This is a genomic window from Streptococcus sp. 1449, from assembly GCF_013276805.1.
Taxonomy (GTDB): domain Bacteria; phylum Bacillota; class Bacilli; order Lactobacillales; family Streptococcaceae; genus Streptococcus; species Streptococcus pseudopneumoniae.
Genome location: NZ_VMLS01000007.1, coordinates 1 through 14,729, shown reverse-complemented (window position 1 = coordinate 14,729; position 14,729 = coordinate 1). Strand labels below are relative to the sequence as shown.

At 38.2% G+C, this 14,729-nt stretch carries 10 protein-coding genes and 2 pseudogenes; 10 read left to right on the top strand and 2 right to left on the bottom strand.

The genetic code is table 11. The features are described 5' to 3' along the window. The first annotated feature begins 41 nt into the window (after positions 1-41). The 3 genes from pyrF to lysS all read left to right on the top strand — a co-directional run bounded on the left by pyrF (position 42) and on the right by lysS (position 3,285). Positions 42-743: an orotidine-5'-phosphate decarboxylase gene (pyrF, locus tag HT687_RS01805; RefSeq protein WP_001206739.1), complete on the top strand. Its 702-nt coding sequence runs from the start codon at positions 42-44 to the stop codon at positions 741-743. A 33-nt stretch (positions 744-776) separates the two neighbouring features. Beyond that, positions 777-1,409 carry an orotate phosphoribosyltransferase gene (pyrE, locus tag HT687_RS01800; RefSeq protein WP_138707294.1) on the top strand — a complete coding sequence of 211 codons (633 nt, stop codon included), beginning with the start codon at positions 777-779 and terminating at the stop codon, positions 1,407-1,409. A gap of 385 nt (positions 1,410-1,794) precedes the next feature. Continuing rightward, positions 1,795-3,285, top strand: coding sequence for a lysine--tRNA ligase (gene lysS, locus HT687_RS01795; RefSeq protein WP_050207953.1), 1,491 nt, complete (start codon positions 1,795-1,797; stop codon positions 3,283-3,285). Between the two features lie 67 nt (positions 3,286-3,352). On the opposite strand, the pseudogene HT687_RS01790 reads toward lysS, so the two are convergent. Further along, a pseudogene (locus tag HT687_RS01790) lies at positions 3,353-4,243 on the bottom strand (transposase); the annotation flags it as partial. Between the two features lie 65 nt (positions 4,244-4,308). Between HT687_RS01790 and HT687_RS01785 the strand changes: the two are divergent. The 6 genes from HT687_RS01785 to kdpC all read left to right on the top strand — a co-directional run bounded on the left by HT687_RS01785 (position 4,309) and on the right by kdpC (position 12,612). Continuing rightward, a complete protein-coding gene (locus tag HT687_RS01785; protein WP_023939958.1) occupies positions 4,309-6,942 on the top strand; it encodes a sensor histidine kinase KdpD in 2,634 nt (877 codons plus the stop codon). Next, a complete protein-coding gene (locus HT687_RS01780; protein ID WP_000787304.1) occupies positions 6,932-7,657 on the top strand; it encodes a response regulator transcription factor in 726 nt (241 codons plus the stop codon). Before HT687_RS01785 ends, HT687_RS01780 begins: the two co-directional genes overlap by 11 nt. A 299-nt stretch (positions 7,658-7,956) precedes the next feature. Continuing rightward, complete coding sequence (gene kdpF / locus HT687_RS01775) at positions 7,957-8,034, top strand: K(+)-transporting ATPase subunit F (protein WP_007285010.1); 78 nt, start codon at positions 7,957-7,959, stop codon at positions 8,032-8,034. Positions 8,035-8,046: 12 nt separating this feature from the next. After that, complete coding sequence (locus tag HT687_RS01770; RefSeq protein ID WP_050971642.1) at positions 8,047-9,792, top strand: potassium-transporting ATPase subunit KdpA; 1,746 nt, start codon at positions 8,047-8,049, stop codon at positions 9,790-9,792. A gap of 8 nt (positions 9,793-9,800) precedes the next feature. Next, positions 9,801-11,870, top strand: a complete 2,070-nt coding sequence (kdpB, locus tag HT687_RS01765) for a potassium-transporting ATPase subunit KdpB (RefSeq protein ID WP_172924054.1) — start codon at positions 9,801-9,803, stop codon at positions 11,868-11,870. Between the two features lie 124 nt (positions 11,871-11,994). Further along, positions 11,995-12,612 carry a potassium-transporting ATPase subunit KdpC gene (gene kdpC / locus HT687_RS01760; RefSeq protein WP_054388168.1) on the top strand — a complete coding sequence of 206 codons (618 nt, stop codon included), beginning with the start codon at positions 11,995-11,997 and terminating at the stop codon, positions 12,610-12,612. Positions 12,613-13,064: 452 nt separating this feature from the next. Here the strand turns inward: kdpC and HT687_RS11720 are convergent. Then, positions 13,065-13,357: pseudogene (locus HT687_RS11720) on the bottom strand (ISNCY family transposase); the annotation flags it as partial. A gap of 417 nt (positions 13,358-13,774) precedes the next feature. On the opposite strand from HT687_RS11720, the gene HT687_RS11715 reads away from it, so the two are divergent. Beyond that, positions 13,775-14,729 (top strand): YSIRK-type signal peptide-containing protein (locus HT687_RS11715; RefSeq protein WP_240149881.1); only part of this gene is annotated, 955 nt, incomplete at its 3' end.

The following is a 14,729-nucleotide window of genomic DNA, read 5'->3' as shown; positions in this document are numbered from 1 at the left end:
TGGCCAGACTCTCTCACTAGCAAAGGTAAAAGGAGAAACCTATGCGAGAACATCGTCCAGTCATTGCTCTTGATTTTCCTAGTTTTGAGGCGGTCAAGGAATTTTTAGCTCTTTTCCCAGAAGCGGAAAGTCTTTATCTCAAGGTAGGGATGGAGCTTTATTACGCAACGGGGCCTGGGATTGTGTCTTACCTGAAAGGCTTGGGTCATAGTGTCTTTTTAGATCTCAAGCTTCATGACATTCCTAATACAGTCAAGTCAGCCATGAAGGTCTTGTCTCAGCTTGGTGTCGATATGACTAATGTCCATGCGGCTGGTGGTGTAGAGATGATGAAGGCGGCGCGTGAAGGTCTTGGGAGTCAAGCCAAATTGATCGCTGTAACTCAGCTCACATCAACGTCAGAAGCTCAGATGCAGGAGTTTCAAAATATCCAAACCAGTCTGCAAGAGTCTGTGATTCACTATGCCAAGAAGACAGCTGAAGCTGGCTTGGATGGTGTTGTTTGCTCGGCTCAGGAAGTACAAGTCATCAAGCAGGCTACCAATCCAGATTTTATCTGTCTGACACCAGGGATTCGTCCAGCTGGTGTTGCAGTTGGAGATCAAAAACGAGTCATGACACCTGCTGATGCCTATCAAATCGGCAGTGACTATATCGTAGTGGGACGTCCCATTACCCAAGCTGAGGATCCTGTTGCAGCTTATCATGCGATCAAGGATGAATGGACACAGGACTGGAATTAAAGAACTAGATTAGAAAAATAAAAGGAGAATACCATGACACTTGCTAAAGATATCGCTAGCCACCTCTTGAAAATCCAAGCCGTTTACCTCAAACCAGAGGAGCCTTTCACTTGGGCCTCTGGTATCAAGTCGCCGATTTATACGGACAACCGTGTGACACTTGCCTATCCAGAGACTCGTACTCTCATTGAAAATGGTTTTGTGGAAGCTATCAAAGAAGCCTTTCCTGAGGTTGAGGTGATTGCAGGAACTGCAACAGCAGGGATTCCACACGGAGCTATTATTGCTGACAAGATGAACCTGCCATTTGCCTACATCCGTAGCAAACCAAAAGACCACGGAGCTGGTAATCAAATCGAAGGTCGCGTAGCTCAAGGTCAAAAAATGGTAGTGGTTGAAGACCTTATTTCAACGGGTGGTTCTGTTCTTGAAGCCGTAATAGCAGCTAAACGCGAAGGAGCAGATGTACTTGGAGTTGTAGCGATTTTTAGTTACCAATTGCCAAAAGCAGATAAGAACTTTGCAGATGCTGGTGTGAAATTGGTGACGCTTTCTAACTACAGTGAACTCATCCACCTAGCCCAAGAAGAAGGCTATATCACGCCAGAAGGACTCGACCTTCTAAAACGCTTTAAGGAAGACCAAGAGAATTGGCAAGAGGTGTAAAAAATCAAAAGACTAAAAGGTTAAAAATTATACTATTCTGTCATATCAGGTGTATGAATGACAAGATTCAAGTTGTTAATGTTTTTTACGTCAATTGTTTCAGTTTTAGATTTGCTTGGCTTGCTCTCATATAAAAAGTAGCACACGTCATGAAAGTTACAAGGGTTAAAGTATAATCCATAAATATTGTCAGATCCCTTTTCTGATATTTTGGAATTTCTTGCTTATCCCAGTCTTTTCAGTGATTTGGCTCAGTAATCTTAGCGTCAAGTTCTTTTTAGTTTTGAAAGATTATCCGTGAATTTCTTGCTTATTTATGATAAAATGGGAGTATCGCAAAAAATGACTCATCGTATTCAATTTTGAGTAAATCTAGGAGGATCCCATGTCAACAGAACATATGGAAGAACTAAATGACCAGCAGATCGTTCGCCGTGAAAAAATGGCTGCGCTCCGTGAACAAGGAATCGATCCTTTCGGAAAACGCTTTGAACGCACTGCAAATTCACAAGAATTAAAAGATAAATTTGCTGACCTCGATAAAGAACAATTACACGATAAAAACGAAACAGCTACTATCGCAGGACGCTTGGTAACCAAACGTGGTAAAGGTAAAGTAGGTTTTGCCCACCTTCAAGACCGCGAAGGTCAAATCCAGATCTACGTTCGTAAGGATGCTGTCGGTGAAGAAAACTACGAAATCTTCAAAAAAGCAGACCTTGGTGACTTCCTTGGTGTCGAAGGTGAAGTGATGCGTACGGATATGGGAGAACTCTCTATCAAGGCTACTCACATCACACACTTGTCTAAGGCCCTTCGTCCTCTTCCTGAGAAATTCCATGGTTTGACAGACGTTGAAACAATTTACCGTAAACGTTACCTTGACTTGATTTCTAACCGTGAAAGCTTTGAACGCTTTGTCACTCGTTCAAAAATCATCTCTGAAATTCGTCGTTACCTTGACCAAAAAGGTTTCCTTGAAGTGGAAACACCTGTTCTTCACAACGAAGCTGGTGGTGCCTCTGCCCGTCCATTTATCACCCACCACAATGCCCAAAACATTGACATGGTGCTTCGTATCGCGACTGAGCTTCACTTGAAACGCCTTATCGTGGGTGGTATGGAACGCGTCTATGAAATTGGCCGTATCTTCCGTAACGAAGGAATGGATGCTACTCACAACCCTGAGTTTACTTCTATCGAAGTCTACCAAGCTTATGCTGACTTCCAAGATATCATGGATTTGACGGAAGGCATTATCCAACATGCTGCTAAATCAGTTAAGGGCGACGGTCCAGTCAACTACCAAGGAACTGAAATAAAAATCAACGAACCATTTAAACGTGTTCACATGGTGGATGCTATCAAAGAAATTACTGGTGTCGATTTCTGGCAAGACATGACTTTGGAAGAAGCTAAAGCTATCGCTGCTGAGAAAAAAGTTCCTGTTGAGAAACACTATACTGAGGTTGGTCACATCATCAATGCCTTTTTTGAAGAGTTTGTTGAAGAAACTTTAATCCAACCAACCTTTGTCTATGGACATCCAGTAGCTGTATCTCCACTGGCTAAGAAAAATCCTGAAGACCAACGCTTTACTGACCGTTTCGAGCTCTTCATCATGACTAAGGAGTACGGTAATGCCTTTACTGAGCTCAACGACCCAATCGATCAGCTTAGCCGTTTTGAAGCCCAAGCTAAAGCTAAAGAACTTGGTGACGATGAAGCGACAGGTATCGACTACGACTACATCGAAGCCCTTGAATATGGTATGCCACCAACAGGTGGTTTGGGAATCGGTATCGACCGTCTCTGCATGCTCCTCACGGATACAACTACTATCCGTGATGTATTGCTCTTCCCAACAATGAAATAAGCTCTTATCCTCTGGTACTTGCCAGGGGATTTTTGGCTCTTTGTCAACTGTAGTGGGTTGAAGTCAGCTAAGCTCGAGAAAGGACACATTTCGTCCTTTCTTTTTTGATGTTCAGAGCGATAAAAATCCGTTTTTTGAAGTTTTCAAAGTTCCGGAAACCAAAGGCGTTGCGTTTGATGAGTTTGATGAGTTTGATGAGATTATTGGTTGCTTCTAATTTGGCGTTAGAATAGTGTAGTTGAAGGGCGTTGACAATCTTCTCTTTATCTTTGAGGAAGGTTTTAAAGAAAGTCTGAAAAAGAGGATGAACCTGCTTAAGATTGTCTTCAATAAGTCCGAAAAATCTGTCAGGCTCCTTATTCTGAAAGTGAAAAATCAAGAGCTGGTAGAAATCATAGTGGTGTTTCAAGTCTTCTGAATAGCTCAAAAGTCTATCTAGAATTTTTTTTATTGGTCAAGTGCATACGAAAAGTAGGGCGATAAAATCGTTTATCGCTGAGTTTACGACTATCTTGCTGGATGAGCTTCCAGTAGAGCTTGATAGCCTTGTATTCATGAGACTTTCGATCCAATTGATTCATGATTTGGACACGGACACGACTCATAGCACGGCTTAGATGTTGCACAATGTGAAAACGATCAAGAACAATTTTTGCATTAGGGAGTGAAACAGTCTGGGAGACTGTTTCAGCCTGAGCCTAGAAATTCGAAAGCGAAGCTGTTTAGCCAAGTCATAGTAAGGACTAAACATATCCATAGTAATAATTTTGACGCGACATCGGACGGCTCTATCATACTTAAGAAAGTGATTACGAATGACAGCTTGTGTTCTACCCTCAAGAACAGTGATGATATTGAGCTTGTTAAAATCTTGCGCAATGAAACTCATCTTTCCCTTGGTGAACTCATACTCGTCCCATGATATAATCTCCGGAAGGCTATTGTAAAAAAAATAAAATTAGGTTATAATGACTTCTGATAAATGATTTTACTACAAAAGGTTGGGTTAACTAAGGTGATGTTATGAAAACAGGGGCGTTAAGAATTTATTTTGGTTATGCTGCAGGAGTTGGAAAAACCTATGCTATGCTTAGAGAAGCGCAGCGAGCTCAAAAAGCTGGAGTAGATGTGGTAGTAGGTTACATTGAACCTCATAATCGACCTGAGACTATGGCTTTACTGATTGGTCTTGAGCAATTATCTCCTAAAACAATAAAATATAAAGGTATCACCTTAAATGAGTTTGATATTGATACTGCTTTAAGGCGTCAACCACGCATTATTTTAGTGGATGAATTGGCTCATACTAACTGTTTTGAGTCACGTAATAAAAAGAGGTACCAAGATATTAAGGAACTGCTTTATGCAGGGATTGATGTCTATACTACTGTAAATGTCCAACATATTGAAAGTTTAAACGATGTGATTGAAGCTATTACAGGGATTCAAGTTAATGAGATAATTCCAGATGCTATTTTTGATCAGGCTGATCAGATTGAACTTGTAGATATTGACCCATCAGATTTACTTGAACGATTGGATAAAGGAAAAATTTATTCTAAATCGCAAGCTAAATTGGCCAAGCGTCACTTTTTTACTGAAGAAAAGTTAATATCTTTGAGAGAAATCGCTTTGCGCAAAGCAGCTGATCAGATTAATGGAAGTGCTTTTCGAGGAAAAAAAGTTAAAGATAGTATTGTGACCAAGGAACATGTCTTGGTCTGTGTGTCACCCTCTCCCTCCTCTTCACATGTCATTCGCGCTGCTTCAAGATTAGCAAGTGCTCTTAATGCAGACTTTACAGCCCTGTATATTGGTAGTTTAGATAGGGAACTGACTAATCAGGAGTTACATCAGAACTTGGAATTGGCAGAGCGGTTGGGAGCTAAGGTGACAGTTATGGATTATAATAATGTGACCAAGCAGATTGCTGATTACGCAAAATTGAGCCGTGTTTCTAAGTTAGTAGTCGGAAAAAGTGGCTCCAGAACTATTTGGCCTAAAGAAAATATTGTGGAAGTTCTTAGTAAGAATGTTCCTGATTTGGATATGTTTGTAGTCCATAATACTAGAGGAAAAAAAGAGACTTCGGTTGGTAAGCTCTCGTTGCCTTCTTGGTTTTCTAAATGGCAATTTTCTTTCAGTGATTTGGTTAAAACACTGGTGGTATTGTTGCTAGTAACCTTAACAGGTCTTTTATTTCGTTTCTGGAATCTCAGTACCAACAACGTTATAATAATATATATATTAAGCGTTCAAATAAATGCTGTTTGGACAAAAGGAAAACTTTATAGTGTGATTTCTTCTATTTTATCAGTTCTTTGTTTTAATTACTTTTTTGTGGCTCCCTACTACACTTTTACTTCTTTTACTCCTACTTATCCTATGACTTTTGCTATTATGTTAATTACTGGTCTGATTACTTCTAGTCTCATAAAAAGGATTCAAGAGCAGGCAAGATTATCTACTGAAAAATCTTATCTAACAGAGTTGTTACTACAAACAAATAGAGGATTATCTCAGGCAGACTCTATTCCTTCTATTTTAGAAGAACTAGCTATTCAAGTCAAAAAATTATTGAATAGTGATGTGGTGATTTATCCTGTAACAGGTGGTACTTTGGAGACGCCGAAATATTTCCCTACCAGTCATTCTTTGAGGACCTTAGCTGATTACTATCAGTACAATGAGCGAGGAGTGGTTGAGTGGGTTTTATATAATAATAAACAAGCTGGAGCAACAACAAACACCTTGTCTGCTGCTAAATTTCTGTATTTATCTGTCAGAGGTAAAGATTCTGTTTTTGCTATTATTGGTATTTTAATAGAGGATAAAACAATGATTGACCTGTTTGAAAAATCTGTTATTCTAACTGTTTTAGGAGAGGCATCCTTGGCATTAGAAAAAGAAGCATTACGCGAAGAACAACAAAAAATGGAACTTAAAATACAAAAAGAACAGTTAAGGGTTGATTTGTTAAGGGGAATCTCACATGATTTGAGAACTCCACTTACAAGCATATCAGGTCAGTCTAAATTAATGATGGAGACGGGGGGAATCATGGAGAAACAGCGTATGATAGAATTAGCTGCCTATATTTACGATGACTCTATGTGGTTGATTAATCTGATTGAAAATTTATTGTCAATTACTAAATTGGATAATGATACTACTCTTTCATTAAGAATAAATGTTTTCGATGAGTTGATTGAAGAAGCTTTGAAACATGTGGATCAACATATTAAGAATCATGACTTTGTTTTAATTTTATCAGATGATTTATTAATAGCTAAAATGGATGCTCCCTTGATTGTGCAAGTACTGGTTAATATCATTAACAATGCAGTTAAATATACGCATGAAGGATCTTTAATTACATTGACGAGTAATAGAAAGGATCAGAACCTGGTGGTTGAGGTTTCTGACGATGGTCCTGGTATTAACGATCAAGCAAAAGAAAAGATTTTTGACCTTTTTTATACATCAGAAAATTTGGCATCCGATGGTAAAAGAGGCCTAGGTATAGGACTATCTTTATGTAAGAGTATTATTACAGCACATGGGGGGACTATTTACGTCCATGACAATACTCCTAAAGGAGTTATCTTTGGATTTACACTACCACTAGCGGAGGTGAATGTATTACATGAAAAATGAAAATGTTAAGATTTTAATTTGTGAAGATGACTCTTCCGTTAACAGACTTTTATCCTTAGCAATGGAAGTTGAAGGTTATCATTATGTATCAGTTCGGACTGGAGAGGAAGCTTTGCGTCAGATCATTTCGCAATTTCCAGATTTATTATTATTGGATTTGGGTTTGCCAGATATGGATGGTAAAGACATTATTGACAAGATTCGTAGCTTTTCACAGCTACCTGTTATTGTTGTTAGTGCACGTGGAGAAGAAAGTGACAAGATTGATGCACTTGATGCTGGGGCAGATGATTATTTGACGAAACCCTTTAGCATTGATGAGCTTTTCGCTCGGTTAAGAGTTAGTCTTAGGAGGTCAAAGCAGATTAATCAACAAAGTGACGGTAATTCTGAAAAATCATCTTTTACTAATGGCTGGCTACATGTTGATTTTTTATCTAATCGTGTATTTGTTAATAACCAAGAAATTCACTTAACCCCGATTGAGTATAAGTTGCTTTGTCTTCTATCAGAGAATGTTGATAGAGTGTTGACTTATCGTTTTATTGTCAAGGAAATTTGGGGATATTATGAGGAAGATTTTTCTGCTTTGAGAGTTTTTGTTAATACATTGCGAAAAAAAATCGAATTAGGATTGGGTTACTCTAAAATGGTTCAAACTCATATTGGTATCGGTTATCGTATGATTAAGATTGAAAATTATGATGACAAATAATCCAAAAAGAATTTTATTCACCTGATTTGTAATTTCTTGGCAGCTATTTGAAACAAGTCTTAGGATAGGTTGTCTTAGGTTATTTTAGGAGACAATCTTTATATAATCTTTATTTTATATCCGTAATCTTTATATCATTTTTATACTTTTCGTGGTAGAATGATTATATTCTTGAAGGAGGATACAATGCTAGTAGATTTCATAATGTTTCTAGTTTTATTTTTTATTTTTTTGTTAATGATTGGTTTTATTGTTTGGTGTGATAAGCACCTTAAAGGTGATTAGAGGGAGAGTGTACTATGATAGTATTAGGAATAATTTTTGGTTTATTAATCTGTTATTTATTTTATGCTCTGTTACACCCGGAGAGATTTTAGGAGGAATGTGAGATGTTACAAATCATATTTGTCTTAGTACTGGCTTGTATTATTATATTACCAACTGGAAAGTATCTTTACCATATAGCTAGCCAGCAAAAAACTTTTGCAGATCCCATTATGGATCCTATTGATAGGTGGATTTATAAGTTGCTTGATGTGGACAAAAAAGGAATGACTTGGAAGGAGTATGCTGTAGCCCTTATTTTAACTAATGCTGTTATGGCTCTAGTGGCTTATGTAATCCTAAGAACACAGGCCTTTTTCTTTTTGAACCCCACCCGTGTTGGTTCATTAGAATCAAGCCTGAGTTTCAATACAGTCATATCTTTTATCACCAATTCTAATTTACAAAATTATGCTGGTGAGAGGGATTTGTCTTTTTTTAGTCAGATGGTTGTCATTACTTTTATGATGTTTACCTCAGCTGCTTCAGGCTATGCTGCTGCTATGGCTTTTATCAGAGGTGTATCAGGCAAGTATCAAGACATGGGGAATTTCTATGTTGACTTTGTTCGGGTGATTACTCGAGTGTTGCTTCCTTTTTCAATAATAGGCTCTTTGTTACTTATTTCACAGGGGGTTCCCCAAACACTATCAAAAGAGTTATATGCGACTACTTTGGAGGGCAATTTACAAGGTCTTATAATGGGACCGGTCGCTTCTCTTGAAATTATTAAACACTTGGGAACCAACGGTGGTGGTTTTTTTGCAGCAAATTCAGCAACTCCCTTTGAAAACCCTAATGTAATCACAAATATTATTGAAATGCTATCTATGATGTTGTTACCAGGTTCTATGGTAGTTGTTTTTGGTCATATGGTTTCATCTAGGAAAAAGGAAGATCATCCCTTTGAATCTGTACAGAAAGTTTCTTATAAGTCCACTAAATCTACGTTTATTAAACTAGGAGGACAGGCAAGACCGCTTCTGATTGTTATGCTATTCTTATTTTTTGTTGGTTTATCCATTATTGTTTGGTCAGAAAGTAAAGGAAATCCTGTCTTGCATCAATTGGGTTTGAATCAATCAATGGGAAGTATGGAAGGTAAAGAAGTTAGGTTCGGTATTCCAATGTCTGGTCTGTTTACAGAAATAACAACGGCTTTTACAACGGGTTCCGTGAATAATATGCACGATACTTTGACTCCTCTAAGTGGTGGAGTAGCTATGATTAACATGATGCTCAATGTTATATTTGGCGGTAAAGGTGTAGGAATAATGAATATGATGCTGTACGTTCTTCTTACTGTTTTTATTTGTGGATTAATGATTGGGCGTGCACCTGTTTATTTAGGAAAAAAAATTGAAGGTAAAGAAATGACTTTAATTGCTTTAGCCATCATGGTTCACCCTATGATTATTCTAGGTTTTTCAGCAGTAGCTGTCTCATTGCCAGCAGGATTTAACAGTGTTACCAATCCAGGATTTCATTCTTTATCACAAGTGATTTATCAATTTACCTCAGCTTCTGCTAACAACGGATCGGGATTTGAAGGACTAAAAGACAATACTTTATTCTGGAATATATCTACAGGATTAGCTATGTTTTTTGGACGCTATGTGACTTTGATTCTTCAGCTATCGATTGCTGGTTCGTTAATGACTAAGCAACATGTGAATGATTCCCTAGGTTCTTTAAAAACAGATACGGGGACTTTTGCCATTATTTTAGGTGTGATAGTGTTGATTATATCAGCCTTAACTTTCTTACCAGTCCTTGTACTAGGACCTTTAGCTGAATTTCTAACTCAATGAGGTTTATTATGATTTCAAAGAAAACTTACTTTCTGACACAAAAGATACTACTCAGTTCCCTTAAAGGAGCGGTCGTAAAACTTCGCCCTAGTTACATGATTAAAAATCCAGTAATGTTTGTAGTTGAAGTTGGTTTTGTTCTGACCTTCTTTTTAACAATTATCCCCGTTGATGCTCAACAAGATAGCCAAAGTAGTCAATTGTATAATGGCATAGTAGCAGTGATCTTATTTTTAACTTTATTATTTTCTAATTTTGCTGAATCCATTGCGGAAGGAAGAGGAAAAGCACAGGCTGAAAGTTTAAAAAAGACGCAAGAAAATATGACAGCTAGACGACTCTATTTTGACAATGATGGTCAGACCCTTCTTGAAGAAACTATTGAGGCCACAGGCTTGCAAAAAGGAGATATCGTTCTGGTTAAGGTAGGAGAATTAATTCCTGGTGACGGTGAAGTTATTGAAGGAATTGCTTCTGTAGACGAATCAGCTATTACAGGAGAGTCAGCTCCGGTGATCAAAGAACCTGGTGGTGATTTTGCTTTTGTAACAGGAGGGACAACTCTTGCTAGTGACTGGCTTAAGTTGAAAATGACCTCACGTGCTGGAGAGTCTTTCTTGGACAAAATGATTTCCTTGGTAGAGGGTGCTTCTCGGCAAAAAACCCCTAATGAAATTGCCTTGAATACTTTGCTAGTTAGCTTAACAATTATATTCTTAATGGTAATTGGAAGTTTGTACCCGATTGCTAGCGCTTTGCACATAAAGATTACAGTTACTACTCTTGTGGCATTGACCGTATGTTTAATTCCAACAACAATTGGAGGCCTGCTGTCAGCAATTGGAATTGCAGGTATGGATCGCGTTACACGGTTCAATGTGATTGCTATGTCAGGAAAAGCAGTGGAGTCTAGTGGTGATGTGGATACTATGATTTTGGACAAAACAGGAACCATCACCTTTGGAAATCGTATGGCTGCTCATTTTGTTCCTGTAGATGGTGTTAGTCAAGAGTCTTTAATAAGAGCAGCTGTGCTAAGTTCTCTACAGGATGATACACCGGAAGGAAAATCAATTGTTAAGCTTGCTAAAGAATATGGGGCAAGTATTCCTCCTATTTCTGAAGATATGACCTTTATTGATTTTACTGCTCAAACACGAATGAGTGGGATAGACTTTGTTGATGGGGGAATGATACGTAAGGGTGCCACAGATGCTATAAGTCGCTATATTAAAGGTAAAGGTGGTGTGATTCCGAAAGATTTGAGGTCTATCAGTGAAAGAATTGCTTCAGCTGGAGGAACACCACTGGCAGTAGTGGAGGGGCAGAATATTTTGGGAGTGATTGCTCTCAAGGATACCATCAAACCAGGTTTAGTTGAGCGTTTTGCTCGCCTACGGGCAATGGGAATTAAGACTATTATGTGTACCGGTGATAATCCTCTTACCGCTGCGACCATAGCTCAAGAAGCAGGTGTTGATAGCTTTATCGCTGAATGCAAGCCAGAAGATAAAATTGAAGCTATTAAAAAAGAACAACGCTTAGGAAAAGTTGTTGCGATGACAGGAGATGGGACTAATGATGCACCAGCACTAGCTCAGGCAGATGTCGGTATTGCTATGAATTCTGGAACAAGTGCTGCTAAAGAAGCTGCTAATATGGTAGATTTAGATAGCGATCCAACCAAGATTCTGGATATCGTTGAAATTGGAAAGCAATTATTAATGACGCGAGGAGCTTTAACCACTTTTTCAATTGCTAATGATATTGCCAAATACTTTGCCATTATTCCAGCTATTTTTATGCGCAGTATCCCCCAAATGCAATCGTTAAATATCATGTCATTATCAACGTCTTCCAGCGCAATTTTATCGGCTCTGATTTTCAATGCCATTATTATTCCTCTTCTAATTCCGATTGCGATGAAAGGAGTTTCTTATAAGCCTCAAAGGTCAGAAAAAGTTTTGGCTCATAACATGCTGATTTATGGTTTGGGTGGAGTCTTCATCCCGTTTATTGGAATTAAAATCATTGATATGAGTATTACTCCATTATTGTATCTATTGGGTTTATCCTGATAAGATTAGTTTAATATAATATAATAGTCAAAGGAATAAGATTGAAACTTATTTACATTTCTTTACGTTTAAAAGAATTAGTGTCTTTTCCTTGGGTTGAACATGAAAGGAATGAATAACAATCATGATAAAAATATTTATATATATCAGACGTTCTGTCCGACTAAGTCTTTTATTTGGGGCGGTTTGTGGATTATTTTACCCTTTGCTGATTACCGGATTAGGGCAGTTTATTTTTCCTGTTCAAGCCAATGGTAGTCAAATTAAGCAGGATGGGAAGCTTATTGGATCGGCTTTAATTGGGCAAGAATTTTCGTCAGCTGCTTTTCTGCATGGTAGACCATCTGCTATTCAGTATAATACTTACCTTAGCGAGGGAGACCCAAGTGGACAAAAGCGGGATATTATTTCTGGTTCCCAAAATCTGGCTCCTAGTAATCCTGAACTAAAAGTACGTGTTCAAAAGGAACTGTCTCTTCTCATAAAAGAAAACCCAACTATTTCAATCAGAGATATCCCTGCTGATTTGGTAACAACATCGGCTTCGGGATTGGATCCAGAAATCAGTCCAGAAAGTGCTAAACTACAACTCCCCCGTATTTCTAAGACAACAGGTATTAGCTTGCCTAGACTGGAAGAAATCATTGACAAGCATACAGTAACAAAAATCTTTGGATTTCTAGGTGAAGATAGGGTGTCTGTGTTAAAAGTTAACATCGATATTATGAAGGAACTGAACTAGCACCGCTGTAAAAGTCATACGGGCATTATTGTAAGTAATTAGTAGTGAGAGGTGCGCCTATTACAAAAAAGGGATAAAAAATAACTCTTACTTCCTAGACTATATAATCTGGTGAGTATCTTACAGATAGAGAAAGGAAGTTGGCATTTATTTATGAACTACTTTTAGCTGGTTTGAGACTTGTGACAAACTCATTTCACTGAAGAATTGCCAATCGAAAGTGATGATGTCCCAAAAAAATGGTGAGATTGAGGGCAATTATTTTGATTTCATTTGATGCGAGGAACCCTTGAAGCTATTTTGTCAGCTAAACCAAGGCTAGTCTTAGACTTGGCTCTCCAGCCTCTTATCAAATGAAATGCTTGTCTTAGACTCCTTACTTTCTCTCTCCTAAATGTAAGGGATAGAGTGATTTCCTTTAAGGAACAGCTTCCCATTTAGCGAGAAATAGATTATACTTGTAGCTGAGGAGAATGAAGCTCCTCACTAGTAAACTCTTCATAATCCTTTTTATTTTTCTGAAGATATTGTTTGAAAGATGTGAGTTTCCACGGATGGGTTTGTGGAGGGATATACTTGCGTCTTTCTTTTTTTGTTCTGGTTCTGATTCAAAGTTTTTCGAATAGAGTTCATGAACTAGTAGCTCCTTTGTATGATAGATTTTGTCAGCGATATTGAGGTAGCTGTCACCATCAAATGCTTTTATAACGAATGCTTTCGTCTTTCTGATGAAATAGACTTCTTTTCCTTTCTGTTGATAGGCTAGTAGCAGACGATTGATTTGTCTTTCGGAAAGGTTGAGTTCGCCACAGGTTCGATTATTTGTTTTCTTTCCTTGGATTATAGCTTTTATCACAAGATATTTTTTCGTTTCATTCATATTTAGCTGGATACTTTTCATATGACTATTCTAGCAAATGGGACATTTTCACGTTCGATTTACTAAAGACATTATCACATTCGGATTACAAAAACAGAAAAAATAAACTGTTTTTTCTTGCAAAATTCGGGGGGGGGGGTGGTATAATAGCTGCTAGACTGTATATTCTTCATAGGAGGTACAGTGGGGTAAATAGTCGTAAGTTGCTATTTATATATTATTGTCAATCGAAGAGGAAAATGACATGTTCTCTTCAATCATATCTTTAAAGGAGAAAGAGTTATGGATTTTAGAAAGTGTAACAGAGAAAAGGTCTTCCGTTACTCCATTCGTAAGTACCACTTTGGTGCCGCCAGTGTCGCGGTTGCCGCATTGATGTTTTTAGGAGCACGAGCTAGTGTTGTTCAGGCGGATACTACAGTAAATGCTACAGAGGTGTCTCTTGAGAGTTCTGATCCTAAATCGGATTCAGCTGCGGGGGGAACTAGTGAAGCTTCGAATGGAAGTGAGCGAAGTGCTGATGAAACAAGTAATTCTGTTCAGCGTACTCCTGTTGGCAGTGATAGGGACGCTTCTCCATCAAGCAATAATGGGGAAAGTTCTGAAGGGTCAGATAGAAGCAACAGTAGTGCCGTTAGCGGAAGTGATAGAAGTGCTGAAGAGACAAGTAACTCTGGTCAGCATGCTCCCGTTAGAAGAGCTAGGAGTGTCGGGGAAGACCGGGCATCAAGCTTGAATGGGCGGTATGTTTATGGTGTTAATCAACACCCTGTACCGGATGACAAGTATAATGATAAGGAATATCTTTATGGGCAATGGCCGTATGCTAAAAATAATTGGTTAAATGCTAATACTAAAACTAAGAATGTATTTGAAGTCTATACAGATCCGATTACCGATGTGACAACGGTAAGACGTAGAGTGAAAGATCCGACTAAAACTGGTCCGGGACGTGACAATGTATATAGAGACGAAAGTGAAACTGATCCTGGTATCTTAGATATTTTTCAGAAACATCCAGACGCAAGACGTATATTAATAAATATGGAATCGATTGGTGAAAATATTAAGGTAAGAGTAATTGGAGATTCCAATCAAGAGTTAGCTGTTTTACAAGTTCCTAAAGAAGATGTATTTATGAAGCAAAGCGAATGGGAGGTTAAGAAAAAAGAAAGGGAAAGGCAAGAAGCAGAAACAGGCCCAGCTAAGGCAGCAGCCAAAGCAGACTTAGACAAGG

What these genes read in the sequence shown, in the direction of transcription:
- pyrF (WP_001206739.1), top strand. Translation starts at nt 42, where the DNA reads ATGCGAGAACATCGTCCAGTCATTGCTCTTGATTTTCCTAGTTTTGAG.
- pyrE (WP_138707294.1), top strand. Translation starts at nt 777, where the DNA reads ATGACACTTGCTAAAGATATCGCTAGCCACCTCTTGAAAATCCAAGCC.
- lysS (WP_050207953.1), top strand. Translation starts at nt 1,795, where the DNA reads ATGTCAACAGAACATATGGAAGAACTAAATGACCAGCAGATCGTTCGC.
- HT687_RS01785 (WP_023939958.1), top strand. Translation starts at nt 4,309, where the DNA reads ATGAAAACAGGGGCGTTAAGAATTTATTTTGGTTATGCTGCAGGAGTT.
- HT687_RS01780 (WP_000787304.1), top strand. Translation starts at nt 6,932, where the DNA reads ATGAAAAATGAAAATGTTAAGATTTTAATTTGTGAAGATGACTCTTCC.
- kdpF (WP_007285010.1), top strand. Translation starts at nt 7,957, where the DNA reads ATGATAGTATTAGGAATAATTTTTGGTTTATTAATCTGTTATTTATTT.
- HT687_RS01770 (WP_050971642.1), top strand. Translation starts at nt 8,047, where the DNA reads ATGTTACAAATCATATTTGTCTTAGTACTGGCTTGTATTATTATATTA.
- kdpB (WP_172924054.1), top strand. Translation starts at nt 9,801, where the DNA reads ATGATTTCAAAGAAAACTTACTTTCTGACACAAAAGATACTACTCAGT.
- kdpC (WP_054388168.1), top strand. Translation starts at nt 11,995, where the DNA reads ATGATAAAAATATTTATATATATCAGACGTTCTGTCCGACTAAGTCTT.